At 66.9% G+C, this 16,830-nt stretch carries 11 protein-coding genes; 3 read left to right on the top strand and 8 right to left on the bottom strand.

Annotated elements, in window-relative coordinates; genetic code table 11:
- Positions 1–8: 8 nt before the first annotated feature.
- From eccB to AC5Y4D_RS01140, 7 genes are all read right to left on the bottom strand, one after another.
- Entirely contained in the window at positions 9–1,454 is a 1,446-nt protein-coding gene (eccB, locus tag AC5Y4D_RS01170; protein WP_500036141.1) for a type VII secretion protein EccB, read from the bottom strand.
- A 3-nt stretch (positions 1,455–1,457) separates the two neighbouring features.
- Positions 1,458–3,179 carry a type VII secretion AAA-ATPase EccA gene (eccA, locus tag AC5Y4D_RS01165; RefSeq protein ID WP_500036140.1) on the bottom strand — a complete coding sequence of 574 codons (1,722 nt, stop codon included), beginning with the start codon at positions 3,177–3,179 and terminating at the stop codon, positions 1,458–1,460.
- Positions 3,176–3,727, bottom strand: a complete 552-nt coding sequence (locus AC5Y4D_RS01160) for a DUF2694 domain-containing protein (protein WP_499943054.1) — start codon at positions 3,725–3,727, stop codon at positions 3,176–3,178. Before AC5Y4D_RS01160 ends, eccA begins: the two co-directional genes overlap by 4 nt.
- 27 nt (positions 3,728–3,754) lie before the next feature.
- Positions 3,755–4,615, bottom strand: coding sequence for an ESX secretion-associated protein EspG (locus tag AC5Y4D_RS01155; protein WP_500036139.1), 861 nt, complete (start codon positions 4,613–4,615; stop codon positions 3,755–3,757).
- Between the two features lie 2 nt (positions 4,616–4,617).
- A complete protein-coding gene (locus tag AC5Y4D_RS01150) occupies positions 4,618–4,926 on the bottom strand; it encodes an ESX-1 secretion-associated protein (protein ID WP_499943056.1) in 309 nt (102 codons plus the stop codon).
- 88 nt (positions 4,927–5,014) lie between these two features.
- Positions 5,015–6,256, bottom strand: a complete 1,242-nt coding sequence (locus AC5Y4D_RS01145; RefSeq protein ID WP_500036138.1) for an EspA/EspE family type VII secretion system effector — start codon at positions 6,254–6,256, stop codon at positions 5,015–5,017.
- A 206-nt stretch (positions 6,257–6,462) separates the two neighbouring features.
- Positions 6,463–7,542, bottom strand: coding sequence for a helix-turn-helix domain-containing protein (locus AC5Y4D_RS01140; RefSeq protein ID WP_500036137.1), 1,080 nt, complete (start codon positions 7,540–7,542; stop codon positions 6,463–6,465).
- Between the two features lie 435 nt (positions 7,543–7,977).
- Here AC5Y4D_RS01140 and AC5Y4D_RS01135 point away from each other — a divergent pair, with 435 nt between their 5' ends.
- Positions 7,978–8,268, top strand: coding sequence for a WhiB family transcriptional regulator (locus tag AC5Y4D_RS01135; protein ID WP_499943058.1), 291 nt, complete (start codon positions 7,978–7,980; stop codon positions 8,266–8,268).
- Between the two features lie 22 nt (positions 8,269–8,290).
- Here the strand turns inward: AC5Y4D_RS01135 and AC5Y4D_RS01130 are convergent, their stop codons facing one another.
- Positions 8,291–9,664 (bottom strand): MinD/ParA family ATP-binding protein, encoded by a 1,374-nt coding sequence (locus AC5Y4D_RS01130; protein WP_500036169.1) that lies wholly within the window; start codon positions 9,662–9,664, stop codon positions 8,291–8,293.
- Between the two features lie 1,016 nt (positions 9,665–10,680).
- On the opposite strand from AC5Y4D_RS01130, the gene gltB reads away from it, so the two are divergent.
- Positions 10,681–15,264, top strand: a complete 4,584-nt coding sequence (gltB, locus tag AC5Y4D_RS01125; protein WP_499943059.1) for a glutamate synthase large subunit — start codon at positions 10,681–10,683, stop codon at positions 15,262–15,264.
- A complete protein-coding gene (locus AC5Y4D_RS01120) occupies positions 15,257–16,723 on the top strand; it encodes a glutamate synthase subunit beta (RefSeq protein WP_499943060.1) in 1,467 nt (488 codons plus the stop codon). Before gltB ends, AC5Y4D_RS01120 begins: the two co-directional genes overlap by 8 nt.
- The last annotated feature ends 107 nt before the right edge of the window (positions 16,724–16,830 follow it).

Raw genomic sequence — 16,830 nt, 5'->3', positions numbered from 1 at the left:
TTCCACTGTCACGAGGGCGCTCCCGGGGTGCCGGCTGGAACTTTGCGGGGTGTCGGGTCCGCGGGCAGCGTCTCGTGCTCGAGCATCGCGGCATCCTTGGACAGCACCGGACCGTCGACCAGCAGCCGAATGACTTCCCAGGGCGCGGTTTTCGGCGAACCGAGGCCCAGCGCCTTGGCCGAGTCGGCGTTCGGCACCCCGTACCGCACCCCTTCGGGGTCGATGTAATACATGGATTCGCCGTACCGCGGATCCGGCGACTGGAGCCGGACGAACTTGCCGCCGTCGATGTAAATGGTTGCCGTGCCCTGGATCTGCTTGATGCCGGTGTTCATCAGGTTCGGTGCTATCGGCAGATGCCGGCCCGACAGCACCGCCTGCTTGGGGGCCTGGTCACCGGTGGCGCGCTCCCACGTCCAGCACAGCGTGGGCTCGTCGGGCCGGGACAGGATCTTGAGCTGTTCGTTGGGCAACGGCGAGGGGTACACCTGCTCGGGGATCTTGACCACGACGCTGGGGACCACGGCCGGTGGTTCGACCAGTCCGTGGGATTGGCTGGCGCGTAGCGCGGATGCGGTGGTGGAGTTCACCCGCGCGATGCCGTCGGGCAGCACCACGTAGTACTGCGGACCCTTCTCGGCGCGGATCTGGAACACCGCACCGATCACCAGCTCGTCGGGCAGCCCGAGGGTGTTGGGGGTGCCGGCACCCGGTATCGGCGGCAACTGCCAGGCGCCTTGGCTGGGCAGCGCATTGAACATGCCCTCGGAGATCGGGATGGCTTTGGCGGTGACCGGGATACCCATCGACGACGTGAGCGCACGGTCGTTGAGATCGATTGAGTGCCTGCCCTTTTCGGTGACAATCCACTGCTGGCCCTGGTATGTGGCCAGCAGCGCCTCGTTCGCGTCCACCGGGTCCACGGTGGGATCGATCTGCAGGGGCATGGCAATGATCGAGGTTTGTATCACCGGCGAGGCGCTGTCGGCGCGGGATACGGTGTCGCACAACGTCCAGACCGAGTCGTTGCCCCCGAACGTCGGCGTGGCGTAGGGGGCGCCGGGGATTCCGAGGGTCTGGCCCAGCGGCAGCCTGGTCAGTTCGGAGGACTTGACGGTGGCCGGGTTGGACGGATTGCCCAACACGAGCCGCGCCGAAGTCAAGTTGTAGACCGGGTGCAGCTGGCCCGAGACGATCACATACAGCTCGTTGGTCGCCCGGTCGGTGAGAAGGGTTGTGCCGCCTAACTTCCCCTGGGGTTTGAAGTAGGCGAGCAGAACTGCGCCCACCAGGACCACGACGGCGATGACGACACCGAGCCAGACCGACCGGCTGTAGAACTGCAAGGGATCGTCGAACATGCGGGTGTCTCGCCGCACGATCGCGTGCTCGACGCGGCGGAGCAGGAAGCGCCAGCCGCTGACCTGAACCTTGGTGGTCAGGCGTAGCCCCATGGGTCACTCTCTCATGTTGAGGTGGGCATGGACCGTGGCGATCGCCTCGGCCATGTCCGCGCTGTCGATCTCTTGTAGTCGGTCCACATCCAGGGCCTCGATGTCAAGACCCTGCGCCAGCCGCATGTCGCGGCACTGCTCGGCGGCTTCCACCAGTTGCCGCGCGTAGCGGCCGTTGCCGGCGATGTCGAGGGCCGGGCGGCCGCGCAACGTGCGATCGTGCAACACCTTGGCCGCCTCCACGAACGCATCGGCCGCCTCGGGGCTCAGTGTCGAGTCGTTGCCCGCGGCAATGACTTTCGCGATCTCGAGAAGTTCTTCGGGTGAGTAGGTGTCGAACTCGATGCGGGTCGCGAAGCGCGACCGCAGGCCCTCGTTGGTTTCCAGTAGCCGGTCGATGTCGTTGCTGTATCCGGCGATGATCACCACCAGCCGGTCCCGGTCGTTCTCCATCCGCGCCAGCAGGGTGTCCAGCGCCTCCTGGCCGAACGGGTCGGTGCGGCCGTCCCTTTCCTGCACCAGCGCATAGGCCTCGTCGATGAACAGCACACCGCCCAGGGCGTGGTCGATGGTCTTGGTGGCCTTGACCGCCGACTGGCCCTCGTACTCGGCGACGAAGTCCTTGCGGGAGGTCTCGACGAGCTTGGGTTCGCCGATCACCCCGAGTCCGGCCAGCATGTTCGCCACCACCCGGGCGATGGTCGTCTTGCCGGTGCCGGGTGGGCCGGTGAAGATCATGTGCTTGCTCGGCTGGGCCACCTTCATGCCCTTGGCGGCGCGCACCCGCGCCATCAGGGTCGCCGCCCGATAGCGCTCGATCTGCATCTTGACCCGGGTCAACCCGATCTGGCGGTCCAGTTCGGCCTGCGCGTCGGCCAGCAACGCCTCGCGTCCGGAGTTGTCGGTCACCACACTGCCCGCGTCCCACGGGTCGGCGCGTGAGGCGATCTGCTCGGCCGTCGTCGTCTTCAGCCGGTAGGTCGGATCTCTCAGTGCCGCCGACACTTTCGGGTCCGGGTGGGTGGTCTGCAGCCATTCCAGCAGCGCCACCGCGGCTTCCTCGTTGCCCTGGCTGCGCCGCGCCATCGCAAGGAACCAGGCGATGGCGCGTGCGCAGGCCTCACCGGCCGGGGAGTCGTTGGCTTCGGTCAGCCGGCGTTCGGCTTCGGTGAACAAACCGAGATTGGCCGCTGCCACGCCGTGTGCCACACCGGCGGCCCCGGCCAAAAACTTGTCCGGCCACTTTCCCGCGCCCTTGACTTCGTCGATCACGTCGGTCCATCGTTCGGCCGCGCCGTAGATCACCGCTCTGAGCCAGGCCACCAGATGCTCGGACCCGGCGACGGCGCCGGCGTCGATCGCTTCCAGCGCATCGGCGTAATTGCCTTGCGCCGCTTCGGATGCGGCGAAACCCATGGTGACCGCGAGGGGCGAGGTGACCGGATAGGTGATGTCGCCGTACAACCCGCCGATGGGGACCCGGGCGTTGAGCGCGCTCATCGAAATCTGAGCCGCCCCGGACAGTTGCCCGAAATTACGCCGCGAATACCAGGATCGGAACAGCGTCACCCGATCCGTGTCACCACACCGGACCCGACCCACCCAGGCATCGCACGCGGACTCGTCGTAATTGGTGATCTCGGTGAACAAGTCCAGAGACCGCGCCTCGGACAACGGCAGCATGCCGACGGCACTGTCGAACAGACCGGCCAGGCGATCAGTCATCGATCACCGTTGTACCGGGCCGTGTAGTCCACGTCGTAACGGGAAGCGAACACCTGCTCTTCGTACGCGGCGGCCTCTTCCGGCGTCGGCAGATTCAGTGTGGCGCCGACGAACTCGTGCAGCAGCGCATTCTGTTGCGCACCGTCGCCGGTCATCTCACCCATGTTCTCGACCATGAAGGTGTGCTGCGCGGCCCGCGCTTTCTGCCGGGCCAGGTCGGCGATGACGAAAATCTCTTCGGCCAAACCGGATTCGGTCATGCTCGATGCCTTGTCGGTCACCGTGACCTGCTGGACGCGGCCGTCCATCAACGCCGTCACCGACACCGACCCCTGCGGGTTGGTCACGGTGAACAGCGCCAGCTCCGGCTCGTCCTCGTGCTCGGTGAGCCCGCTGAGCGCGTCGAGGTCCGTTCCGGAGTCCCCGGATCCGGAGGGCGGCGCGTACTCTTCGAACGCCTCGAGTGAGGACTCTTCGACGGCGCTGCCGCCGGAGAAGTCCAGCGCACCGAGATCGTTGTTGTCGTAGTCATTCCCGGGCAGGTCCACGGTGGCGTCCCTTTCTCAGATTTCGTATCAGGCTGGTGCGGAGGCTTCCGCGTGGTCTAACCAGGCACCGGCGGGCAGCAACTCCAGCAAGCTGTCCAGCGCGCGCTGCAGATTCTGCTGCGTGCCGGGGAGAAAACTCCCGTACAACTCGCCACCCACCCGGCGCGGCAACGACACCAGTCGGCCGTGCTCGGAGTCGAGCACACCGGCCGCCGCCGGGGTAAGGGTCGTCGTTCCGCCGGGATGGCGTTGGCTCGCGACGATCTCGACCCAGCTGGTCGGGTTGCTGACGATCTCGCTGTAGATGCGAGCTTGCGCGGGCGGCACCCCGTGCCGAGTCAGCTGAGCCGCCGTCGTGCACTCGGCCAGTTCGCTCGCCACACCCGTCAACGGTTCGACGTTGGCGGGATCGGCCGGGCCCAGCACGGTCGTCACCATGCCTGCCAGGCCGACCTGCGGCGCCACCAACTGCAGCACCAGCATGTCGTCGTCGCGCGCCGCGACCACATGGGTATCGCCCCTGCGGCACACCACGAATCGCACCATCACGCCGCCAGCCGAATCGCCCCGGTCGCGCCGCCACCAGCGGCACTCCAGCGTGCGGTCGGCCCTGCTGATCGTGTCGACCATCGTGGCGACCGCCGGATGCGGTTGTCCGTTGTGGTCCAACACCCCCTGTGCGGTGAGGTCGCGCTGCACCTGGTCCCACACGATGTCGCGCAGATCTTCTTGAGGGATGTTGGGCCGAATCCCAAGTGCGACCGGGAAATCGACCAGGTGCAGCCTGTCGGCGATCACCAGCATCCCGTCGATGGTGACTGATACGCCAACCACTTGGTCGATCAGGCCGGCGAGGCCCGCGCGACCGGATGCGAGCGGACCGGTCATGATCAGCCGAAGATCTTGTCGATGATGCCGGCCAGACCTTCGTCGGACTTGAGGTAAGCCGCGGCGGCCGAGAGCAGGTTGGTGGCGAGCCCGGAACTGACCGCCTGCACGCCTTTGCCGGTGTTGGTGCGGTTGGTCTCGACGTCCCGCAGCGCGTTGTTGAACTTCGACGTGAACGAACCGTGGGTGAGCGAGACGCGCCCGCTGATCCCGTTGACCGAATTGGTCGCGGTTCCGAACTGCCCGGCGATCTCGGTCTGCATGCCCGACAGCACCTTCAGGAACGAAGGGACGACTTCGAGAACTGACATGGGGGAGACCCTCCTCTACGGTTAACGTTTTACTCGCTATGGCTTTGGCTTGGTATGGGTTTGGCCGTTTACAGGCCGACTGTTTGTACTAGAGGACGGTCCCCGGCTGGCCTTGCTGGCCACCGACTCCGGCGTCGACCGGTGCGCGCTCGCCGCCAGTCGATCCGGCGCCCGCTCCGGCGCCTTCGTCACGCTGGTCGTCGTTCTGGCCGGCTTGCTGTGCCTGCGACGAAATCATCTGCGCCTGCTGCCCGGCCATGCTGCCCAGTTGGCCCGGGCCGCCGCCGGCCGACATCAGTTGCTGCAACTGGCCCATCGTCGAGGTGATCTGTCCGACGCCGGGCAGCTGGGCAAAGCTGAGCAGGTTGCCGAAGCTCAGCACGGGCAGGCCGGCGAAGCCGCCCAGGAAGTCCGGCAGCGCGGCCAATTCGGTCCAGGTCGGCAACTTGCCGAGGTTGCCGACACCCGGGAAGAGTTCGCCGAGCCCGGGCAGCCCGGGGAACAGGTTGGGGATACTGGGCAGGCCGGGCAGACTCGGGAAACCCGGGATGAGGCCGCCCAGCTCGGGGATGATCCCGCCGAAGTCCGGCAGACCGGGGATCGACGGCCACTGGAACTCGGGCAGACCCGGGATCGGCAGGTTGAAGTCCGGGATGCCGACCTGCGGCGGCCAGGTGAATTCGGGCAGGCCCGGAATATTGGGGAGGCCCGGGATCGGAATGTCGGGCAGCTTCGGCGGCCACAGGTCGCCGATGATGCCGCCGATGATGTCGGGGATCAGCCCGGCCAGCTTGGGCAGGTTCGTCAGGATGTCGAGCAGCCGGCCGCCGAGTCCGATCATGGCGGCCGCGTTCATCGCCGTCATGATCGTCAGGTAGAGCAGCGCCCCGCCGACAACGGCCATCGCGAACGCGCACGACGGGATGGCCAACGCCACCGACAACGCGTCGCCGACGATCCACAGGTTGTCCTCCAGCCATTTGCAGGCCTTGTAGACGCCGTCGATCATGTTCTTCATCGCCCGCAGGACACCACGCGTATCCGAGACGTGTTCGGCCTGATTGGAAATGAGATTTCCGGTCAGGTCGTCGATTTCACCCATCAGTTTGGCGCGCAGCTCCTGGGCGGTGTTCTGGTTCAGATAGGCGTCGGCGGCCTGACCGATCCAGTTAGTGCCCGGGATGGCCAAACCGATCTTGTCGGCCACACCTTTGAACAATGAAGAACCGGCGTTGAAAATGTCACCCGGGTCGGGAATGCCTTCACCCAGCAAAAACAACTGCGCGTAAATGAAGTTGCTGGTGGTCTTGCACATTGCGCTACCCGACATTGGAGTGGTTCCTTACGTTTGGCTATTTGGAGTGCATGGTCATCTCGGTATGCACCTTCGCACCGTGAAATGAGCTTAACAGCGCTCTGGCAGGGGTAGATGCACGAATTTTCCGGTGGGAGTGGCGCTTTCGCGGGCACGACAATTCTGCGCGCACACCAGGATTCCGGGGCGACGACACCGCTCCCCGGACCATCCCATTCATCTCAATTGATCTGAGTGATCAGCGTTTCGATCGCGTCGGCAACCTCGGCCGGCAATGGTTCCTCCGCCTCGGCGCGAACGATCATTTCCTCGTCAACTCCGGCGGCCTGCGCCGTCTCCAGCGTCGAAAGATTCGCTCGCCGGCGTGCGGCATATAAACGCTGCGCCAGGGTCGCGCCGGGCGCCGTGGCACCCAGCGTCATCAATTCGTCGTGATATCGGCGCACCGCTCCCATGGCTTTGATGAGTTCGGGGGTGATGCGGCTGATCCGGGTGGCCTGGACGGCGATTCCCTCGAGTTGACGCAGATCGGCCAGAATGGGCGCCGCCCGCTCGGTGAATTCGGGATCCTGGGGCGAGGGCAGCGCGGCGATGGCCAGACTGCAGGTATCGACCGCGGCGGCCACGGCTTGCGCGATCAGCGACGCGGGCCCGCCGTCCGGGGACGGGGTCTCGGGTGCGGCGCTGACGGTGGGCGCCGGGGCGGACGGCGAGGCGACAGTCTCGCCGTCGCGGATGCGCGAGATTGTCCCGGCCGGCCATTGCAGTACTTCCTCGAGCTTGGCCCGAGTTCGTTCGCGCGGCCAGCTGCGGCCCTTCTCGAACGCGATCAGCGCACCCGCGTTGATGATTCCGTCAGCCGCGAGGCTGCGTTGACTGATGTCGAGTTCGCGACGGCGCGCGGCAGCGGCCGCGCCGGCCCGAACGACACCGGGGTCAAGCTCTGACGGGTCCGTCGAGTCTGGGTCGGCCCGACGGTCCCGAGCGGGCGCTTCAGGCGGATTCGACGGCCTGGTGACTTCGAACGTCAACGCCTTGCCTCCAGTGAGTTGGCCGAACCGGACGTTTCTGTTGTCGTTGACGGTCGGCGAGCTTTCGCTCAGTCCGCCGACGAACCTACCGTTCGGGTGGTCGCCACCGTTGCGACGCCGACGGCCATCGGACACCGCTCGCAGCTGAACCCCGGGTGCCGGCGTGGTGCCGACGGTGACGATGCCGTAGCCGCAAGCGAGCGCCATCGGCGTGACGCTGGCCAGCGCGGCCAGCGCGGCCGGGCCGACAGTCGATTCAGCGTCAAGCATGTGCACTGGTTCCTCGCTCGGGGTGGCCACAGCGGGCAGCAGTACGCGGCTTCCGCTGACCAACATCGTAACTGTTGCACCCTTCCATCGCTACACCTTCGCTACGCTTTTCGCGGCCGGCCGTCAAGGCGGAGCAGCTGATCAAAACCGGGCTACCGCTACGGTTAACCATACCGTCTACTGTCGCATCCAGCGACACTTTGCGCCATGCGCCAGCCTGGCGACTAGCTGTTCAGCAGCCGACTCACAGCTAACTGACAGCTAATACAGCCTGGTAATCCAGCATTTCGTGAGTACAGTTCCCATCGCGCCACAAAGCTGTAGCACCTGTAGCGCACCACCCAAAACAAACTGTTGCACCGCAATGGTTAGTGCTATATGGTTCCGAACCAGGCAGGCACAACCTGCAACGCTTTCACGGAGGAACGTAACGACATGACCGCAACGACTCTGTACGAGGTCCCGCAGCTCGGTGTGTGCACCCAGGACCCCGACCGTTGGACGACGACTCCCGACGAAGAGGCCAAGACGCTGTGCCGGGCCTGCCCGCGCCGTTGGTTGTGCGCCAAGGAAGCGGTGGAATCCCCTGGAGCCGAGGGCCTTTGGGCCGGCGTCGTGATCCCGGACTCGGGTCGGGCGCGGGCCTTCGCGCTGAACCAGTTGCGGTCGCTGGCCGAGCGCAACGGTTTCCCGGTCCGCGAACGGGTGACCGCCCAGTCGGCATGAGCGGTCCGCGTCGGTGCGCCGATCAGGTCCGTTCGGTTCGTGATCCGAAGTAGCCCGTAATGGTCGCCGCGACCTGCAGGAACTTCAGGCGCGTCGCCGGAGCCATCTCGTTGGTCACGTCGATGACGCCGCCGGGACGTAGGTGGGGATCGAAGGGCACCTCGACCACCGGCTGGCCGTGGTCGACGAACTCGCGGGCCAACAACGCCCGGGTGCGTTTGTCGGCGTGGCCGTCAGAGTCGTTGAGCACCACCACGCTGCGTTGCAGCAGGTCCCGTAGATCGTGGTCGGCCAACCACTCGACCGTCTTGGCGGCAGCGGCGGCGCCGTCGGCCCACGGCGAGGACACCACGATCAGCGCGTCGAGATCGCGCAGGACTTCCCGGGTGACCGCGGCATCCATCGTGGAGCCGCAGTCGATCACCGAAATCGCGAAATGGCGGTCCAGTCGCAGGGCGGCCTCCCGGTAGACGGCCGGGTCGAGCACCCGGCGCGGGCCCGACACCGGCTCACCACCCAGCACGTACAGGCCGGCGGCGTTCCGGCCGACCCGCGCGGTCATGTCGGTGAACGACTGCAGGTTCTTGTCGGCCGTCAATTCCCAGAACGAACCGGTGGTGCGCGGGTCGATCCGACTGCTCAACCGCCCGAAGGCGGTGTCGGCGTCGATGGCGACGACACGGTCCTGCTGGCGCAGTTCGGCAAGGATCGAGCCCACGCTGGCGGCCACCGAAGTCTTTCCCACGCCACCCTTGCCCAGCACGCCCACCTTGTGATTGCCGTGCAACGGGGTTCGTATCGTCGCCTCGAACTGCGCGACGTCGCGTTGTGCGGCCGAGGGGCCCGGGTCGACGAGCCCGAAGGTGGCGGCCCGCACCACGCGACGCCACCCACGCTGCGGGGGCCGCGACCGCGCGCGGGCCGGGTCCGCTCGGCCACCGGCCCAGGAACGGGGCGGCGGTGCCCCCTCCGGTGGTCGCGCGGCTCCGGGGAACGGCTGTGACGGAGCCGACGGCGGGTGCGGCGGTGCCGACGGCGGGTGCGGCGGAGCCGGTCGATATTGCGGGGGCGGATAGGTCGGCGGGCCGGCATGGGTCGGTGGGCCGGCATGGGTCGGCGGGCCGGCAGGCGGCCCGGCATGGGGCGGCGGGGGCGGCGGTGGTGGCGGGGGAGCGGGCCTGGGAACAACCGCGGTGTGTGCCGGGGATTCGTCCTGAGCACTGGCGGGCCCGGCCGACGCCGCCGGCGGGGGATCGGTCTTGGCGAATACCGCGGTGTGTTCCGGGGATTCGGCCTGCGCGCGGATGGGAGGGACCGGCGCCGCGGGTGCTGACGGCGCGGGATCGCTGTCGGGAGGTACGTCGGTGGGTGCCGGGGATTCGGCCGCCGGCGGCACCGGACTGGCCGGGGGCGGTGGCGGCGCCTCGGTCTGCGGGGGTGCCGCGGGCCGGGCAGGCGCCACAGCGCGCGGCGGCGGGGGAGCGAACGTGGCCGGTGGCGCGGCCTCTGGCGATCGGGCAGCGGGCCGCTGGGGCAGCGGCGGACGCGGCGCCGGCGGGCGAAATCCCGAGGGCGGGGCCGGGCGCTGTTGCGGCGGCCGCGGGGCCGCGGGAGCCGGCTGATCGGGCCGCACCCGGTTGCGCAGAAACTCCTGGGGCTCGTTCATGGGCTCCTCGGGTGCAATGGCGACGGACCGTCGCGTCCGCAGCCGACACCGTTCAGCGTGATGATTCCCACGCTCTGCCGGTCGCTACGGACGCTGCAGTCCAGTATCGGCCACCCGCCCGCCGGTCCGAACCCGGTCGCGCCTGTCCCTGTGCATCGACCTACCGGTTTCGGGTTCCTGTCAACTCTGCGCAAACTCACTCTGGCGGCTGCGGCGGCGGTGGCGCGACGCCCGGGACGCGTCGTGCGTCGATCCGGCGTCATTGCTGCCACGCCTAATAGCGCGCCATGTTGCCGATGTGAAGACTGCCGTCGAACCTGCCCGGAGCTCCCGACCGGGTGCGCCGGCGTCGTCAGCAAAGTGACCGGAAAAACTGACGCTGCCGGCCCACCGACGCCGAATGCGTTCCGGGCCCGCTGCCGCCCCGTCGGCCGAGGCCCGTGTCGCAAGGCCGTCAAGCGGCCGTAACAGCGAATTTACGGAGCCGCGAGCTGGCAAGTTAGTATTGGCAAGTTGGCATGTCAGGCGGTTTTTGTCCTATCGTTTTAAGACTTGTCGAAACCAGGTACAGGATCACCGTTCAGCGATGCACGGACGAAGTCCTGACCGGATTATCTCCGCGTGGCGGACAGCCAATCGATGAGACCGACGGGGCCGAGCCCGCAACCTCCGGGTGCGGCCCCAATATCGGAGAAGTCGATCCGCAAAGCGGCGGTGCAGAAAGTCTGCTGAAGGGTTAGGTGGGTATGGCGCCCAGGCGCGTCGGGCTTTACAACCCCGCATACGAACACGATTCGTGCGGGGTCGCCATGGTCGTGGACATGCACGGCCGCCGCAGCCGCGACATCGTGGACAAGGCGATCACCGCGCTGCTCAACCTCGAACACCGTGGTGCGGCCGGCGCCGAGCCGCGCAGTGGAGACGGCGCCGGCATCTTGATCCAGGTGCCCGATGCCTTCCTGCGCGAAGTCGTGGACTTCGAACTGCCGGAAGCGGGCAGCTACGCCACCGGCATCGCGTTCCTGCCGCAGTCGTCTAAGGACGCCGCGGCCGCCTGCGCGGCGGTCGAGAAGATCGCCGAATCCGAGGGCCTGCAGGTCCTGGGCTGGCGCAACGTGCCCACCGACGACTCGTCGCTGGGCGCCCTGTCGCGCGACGCGATGCCCACATTCCGTCAGGTGTTCATGGCCGGCGCCTCGGGCATGACGCTGGAACGTCGCGCCTACATCGTCCGTAAGCGGGCCGAGCACGAACTCGGCACCAAAGGCCCCGGCCAGGACGGCCCCGGGCGCGAGACCGTGTACTTCCCGAGCCTGTCCGGCCAGACGTTCGTCTACAAGGGCATGTTGACCACGCCGCAGCTCAAGGCGTTCTACCTCGACCTGCAGGACAACCGGGTCACCAGCGCGTTGGGCATCGTGCACTCCCGGTTCTCGACGAACACATTCCCGTCCTGGCCGCTGGCGCACCCGTTCCGGCGGGTCGCGCACAACGGTGAGATCAACACCGTCACCGGCAACGAGAACTGGATGCGTGCCCGCGAGGCGCTGATCAAGACCGACGTCTTCGGATCCGAAGAGGACGTGGAGAAGCTGTTCCCGATCTGCACCCCCGGAGCGTCGGACACCGCGCGCTTCGACGAGGTGGTCGAGCTGCTGCACCTGGGCGGACGGAGTTTGGCCCACGCGGTGCTGATGATGATCCCCGAAGCCTGGGAACGCCATGAGTCGATGGACCCAGCCCGGCGGGCCTTCTACCAGTACCACGCCGCGTTGATGGAACCCTGGGACGGACCGGCGTCCATCACGTTCACCGACGGCACGATCGTCGGCGCGGTGCTGGACCGCAACGGCCTGCGCCCGTCCCGGATCTGGGTCACCGATGACGGCCTGGTGGTCATGGCGTCCGAGGCCGGCGTGCTGGACCTGGATCCGTCCAAGGTCGTCAAGCGGATGCGGTTGCAGCCGGGCCGGATGTTCCTGGTGGACACCACGCAGGGCCGCATCGTCGCCGACGAGGAGATCAAGGCGGAGCTGGCCGCCGAGCACCCCTACCAGCAGTGGCTGGACGACGGACTGGTCCCGATCGAGAAGCTGCCCGCCAACAAGTACGTGCGGATGCCGCATCACCGGCTGGTCATGCGGCAGCAGGCTTTCGGTTACACCTACGAGGAACTGAACCTGCTGGTCGCCCCGATGGCGCGCACCGGCGCCGAGCCGTTGGGATCGATGGGCACCGACACCCCGATCGCGGTGCTGTCGAAGCGGCCCCGGATGCTCTACGACTACTTCCACCAGCTGTTCGCACAGGTGACCAACCCGCCGCTGGACGCCATCCGGGAAGAGGTGGTCACCAGCCTGCAGGGCACCACCGGCGGGGAGCGCGACCTGCTCAGTCCCGACGAGACCTCGTGTCACCAGATCTCGCTGCCGCAGCCGATCCTGCGCAACTACGAGTTGGCGAAGTTGATCAACCTCAACCCCGACGACGAGGTCAACGGACGGCCACATGGCATGCGGTCCAAGGTGATTCGCTGTCTGTACCCGGTCGCCGACGGCGGCGCGGGCCTGGCCGCGGCGCTGGACGACGTGCGCGCCCAGGCATCGGCAGCGATCGCCGACGGCGCCCGGATCATCATCTTGTCCGACCGCGACTCGAACGAGGAGATGGCCCCGATCCCGTCGCTGCTCGTGGTCGCAGGCGTGCACCACCACCTGGTGCGGGATCGGACCCGCACGCACGTCGGACTCGTCGTCGAATCCGGTGACGCCCGCGAGGTGCACCACATGGCGATGCTGATCGGGTGCGGCGCCGCCGCCATCAACCCCTACCTGGTGTTCGAGTCGATCGAGGACATGCTGGACCGGGGTGTGATCGACGGAATCGAACGCAACAAGGCGCTCAACAACTACGTCAAGGCCGCCGGCAAGGGCGTGCTCAAAGTGATGTCCAAGATGGGCATTTCGACGTTGGCGTCCTACACCGGCGCGCAGTTGTTCCAGGCCGTCGGCGTCTCCGAGGACGTGCTCGACGAGTACTTCACCGGGCTGGCCTGCCCGACCGGCGGGATCACCCTGGACGACATCGCCGCCGACGTCGCGACCCGCCACGCGCTGGCGTATCTGGACCGCCCCGACGAGCGTGCGCACCGCGAACTCGAGGTCGGCGGGGAATACCAGTGGCGCCGCGAGGGCGAATACCACCTGTTCAACCCGGAGACGGTGTTCAAGCTGCAGCACTCCACCCGCACCGGGCAGTACTCGATCTTCAAGGAATACACCCGGTTGGTCGACGACCAGAGCGAGCGGATGGCGTCGCTGCGCGGGCTGCTGAAGTTCCGTGCCGGGGTACGACCTTCGATACCGATCGACGAGGTCGAGCCGGCCAGCGAGATCGTCAAGCGCTTCTCGACCGGGGCCATGAGCTACGGCTCGATCTCCGCCGAGGCGCACGAGACGCTGGCCATCGCGATGAACCGGCTGGGCGCCCGCTCCAACAGCGGCGAAGGCGGCGAGAACGTCAAGCGCTTCGATCCCGATCCCAACGGCGACTGGCGGCGCAGCGCGATCAAGCAGGTCGCCTCCGGACGGTTCGGCGTCACCTCGCACTACCTGACCAATTGCACCGACATCCAGATCAAGATGGCACAGGGCGCCAAACCCGGTGAGGGAGGCCAACTTCCGGGCCACAAGGTGTACCCGTGGGTGGCTTCGGTGCGGCACTCCACGCCTGGTGTGGGGTTGATCTCGCCGCCGCCGCACCACGACATCTACTCGATCGAGGATCTCGCGCAGCTGATTCACGACCTGAAGAACGCCAACCCCTCGGCGCGGGTGCACGTCAAGTTGGTGTCCGAGAACGGCGTCGGAACGGTTGCGGCCGGGGTCTCCAAGGCTCACGCCGACGTGGTGCTGATCTCCGGGCACGACGGCGGCACCGGTGCGACCCCGCTGACCTCGATGAAGCACGCGGGTGCACCGTGGGAGCTGGGTCTGGCCGAGACCCAGCAGACGTTGTTGCTCAACGGTTTACGTGACCGGATCGTGGTCCAGGTGGACGGACAGCTCAAGACCGGACGCGACGTGATGATCGCGACGCTGCTCGGTGCGGAGGAATTCGGTTTCGCCACTGCGCCTTTGGTGGTGGCCGGCTGCATCATGATGCGCGTCTGCCACCTGGACACCTGCCCGGTCGGGGTTGCCACCCAGAACCCGCTGCTGCGGGAGCGGTTCACCGGCAAGCCGGAGTTCGTGGAGAACTTCTTCATGTTCATCGCCGAAGAAGTCCGGGAATACCTGGCGCAGTTGGGCTTCCGCACCATCAACGAAGCCGTCGGCCAGGCCGGCGCCCTGGACACCACGTTGGCGCGTGCGCTCTGGAAGGCCCACCGGCTGGACCTGACCCCGGTGCTGCACGAGCCCGAGTCGGCGTTCATGAACCAGGACCTGTACTGCAGTTCGCGACAAGATCACGGCCTGGACAAAGCGCTTGACCAGCAGCTGATCGTGATGAGCCGGGAGGCGCTCGACGCCGGTTCCCCGGTCCGTTTCTCCACGACCATCAGCAACGTGAACCGCACGGTAGGAACCATGCTCGGTCATGAGGTCACCAAAGCCTATGGCGGACAGGGACTGCCGGACGGAACCATCGACATCACCTTCGAGGGATCGGCCGGCAACAGCTTCGGGGCGTTCGTGCCCAAGGGCATCACCTTGCGTATCTACGGCGACGCCAACGACTACGTCGGCAAGGGCTTGTCGGGCGGCCGGATCGTGGTGCGCCCGTCGGACAATGCGCCCGAAGACTATGTCGCCGAGGACAACATCATCGGGGGCAACGTGATTCTGTTCGGCGCCACCAGTGGGGAGGTCTACTTGCGCGGCGTGGTCGGCGAGCGATTTGCCGTCCGCAACTCCGGAGCCCACGCCGTGGTGGAAGGCGTCGGTGACCACGGTTGCGAGTACATGACCGGCGGACGGGTAATCATCCTGGGCCGCACCGGCCGCAACTTCGCCGCCGGCATGTCCGGCGGGGTGGCCTATGTCTACGATCCCGACGAGGAACTGTCGGACAATCTCAACACCGAGATGGTGGACGTCGAGACCTTGGACGACGAGGATGCGGAATTCCTGCAGGCCACCATCCAGGCGCACGTCGATGCCACCGATTCCGCTGTCGGGCAACGCATTCTGTCCGACTGGCGGGACCAACGGCGGCACTTCGTGAAGGTTATGCCGCGGGACTACAGGAAGGTGCTGGAGGCGATCGCCGACGCCGAACGCGACGGCGCCGATGTCGACAAGGCGATCATGGCGGCGGCTCATGGCTGATCCCACAGGCTTCCTCAAGTACACCCACCGCGAACTGCCCAAGCGGCGCCCGGTCGAGTTGCGGTTGAAAGACTGGCGCGAGGTCTACGAGGAATTCGAGACCGAGACGCTGCAGGAGCAGGCGACGCGCTGCATGGACTGCGGGATTCCGTTCTGTCACAACGGCTGTCCGTTGGGCAACCTGATCCCGGAGTGGAACGACCTGGTACGGCGGGGTCGCTTCCGCGACGCGATCGAGCGGCTGCACGCGACGAACAACTTCCCCGACTTCACCGGTCGGCTGTGTCCGGCGCCGTGTGAACCGGCGTGCGTGCTGGGCATCAACCAGGATCCGGTGACCATCAAGCAGATCGAACTGGAGATCATCGACCGGGCCTTCGACGAGGGCTGGGTGGAACCGGTGCTGCCGCACTGCGACACCGGCCGGACGGTTGCGGTGGTGGGCTCGGGCCCGGCCGGATTGGCTGCGGCGCAACAACTTACCCGGGCCGGTCACAAGGTCACCGTGTTCGAGCGCGAGGACCGCATCGGTGGGTTGCTGCGCTACGGCATCCCCGAATTCAAGATGGAAAAGCGCGTCCTGGACCGGCGGCTGGAACAGATGGCCGCCGAAGGCACCGAGTTCCGGGCCGGCGTGAACGTCGGAGAAGACCTCACCGCCGAGCAACTGCTGGCCGATTTCGATGCGGTCGTGTTGGCCGGGGGCGCCACGGCGTGGCGCGAACTGCCGATCCCGGGCCGGGAGCTGGATGGCATCCATCAGGCGATGGAGTACCTGCCGTGGGGTAACCGGGTGCAGGAAGGCGATGACGTCCTCGGTGAGGATGGGCAGCCGCCGATCACGGCCAAAGACAAGAAGGTCGTCATCATCGGTGGCGGTGACACCGGTGCCGACTGCCTGGGCACCGCGCACCGGCAGGGCGCGGCCAGTATCCACCAGTTCGAGATCATGCCCCGTCCGCCGGAGACGCGCGCCGAGTCGACGCCGTGGCCGACGTACCCGCTGATGTACCGGGTCGCGTCAGCGCACGAAGAAGGCGGCGAGCGGGTGTTCTCGGTCAACACCGAGGAATTCCTCGGGCAGGACGGTCACGTGTCTGCGCTCAAGGTGCACGAGGTGACCATGAAGGACGGCAAGTTCGTCAAGGTCGAGGACACCGATTTCGAGCTCGAAGCCGACCTGGTGTTGCTGGCGATGGGATTCGTCGGACCCGAACAGCCGGGCCTGCTCTCCGAGCTCGGGGTGAAGCTGACCGAGCGCGGAAACGTCGCCCGCGGCGACGATTTCGACACTTCGGTTCCGGGTGTGTTCGTGGCCGGTGATATGGGTCGTGGCCAGTCGCTGATCGTCTGGGCGATTGCCGAGGGCCGCGCCGCGGCCGCCGGCGTGGACCGCTTCTTGATGGGTTCGACCGCGCTGCCGGCGCCGATCAAGCCGTCCGCAGCACCGATGCGCTAGTCACACCAGTCCCACCAGAAACATTTGATAAATTCGCGGCGTGCCGCGAAAGGTTTGCCAGGACTTGGGTGTCTAATAACTGACTGTGGGCCTCGTCACACCAGGGC

It is taken from the genome of Mycobacterium sp. NGS67 (assembly GCF_059812185.1).
This window is presented reverse-complemented; position numbering and strand designations above follow the sequence as displayed.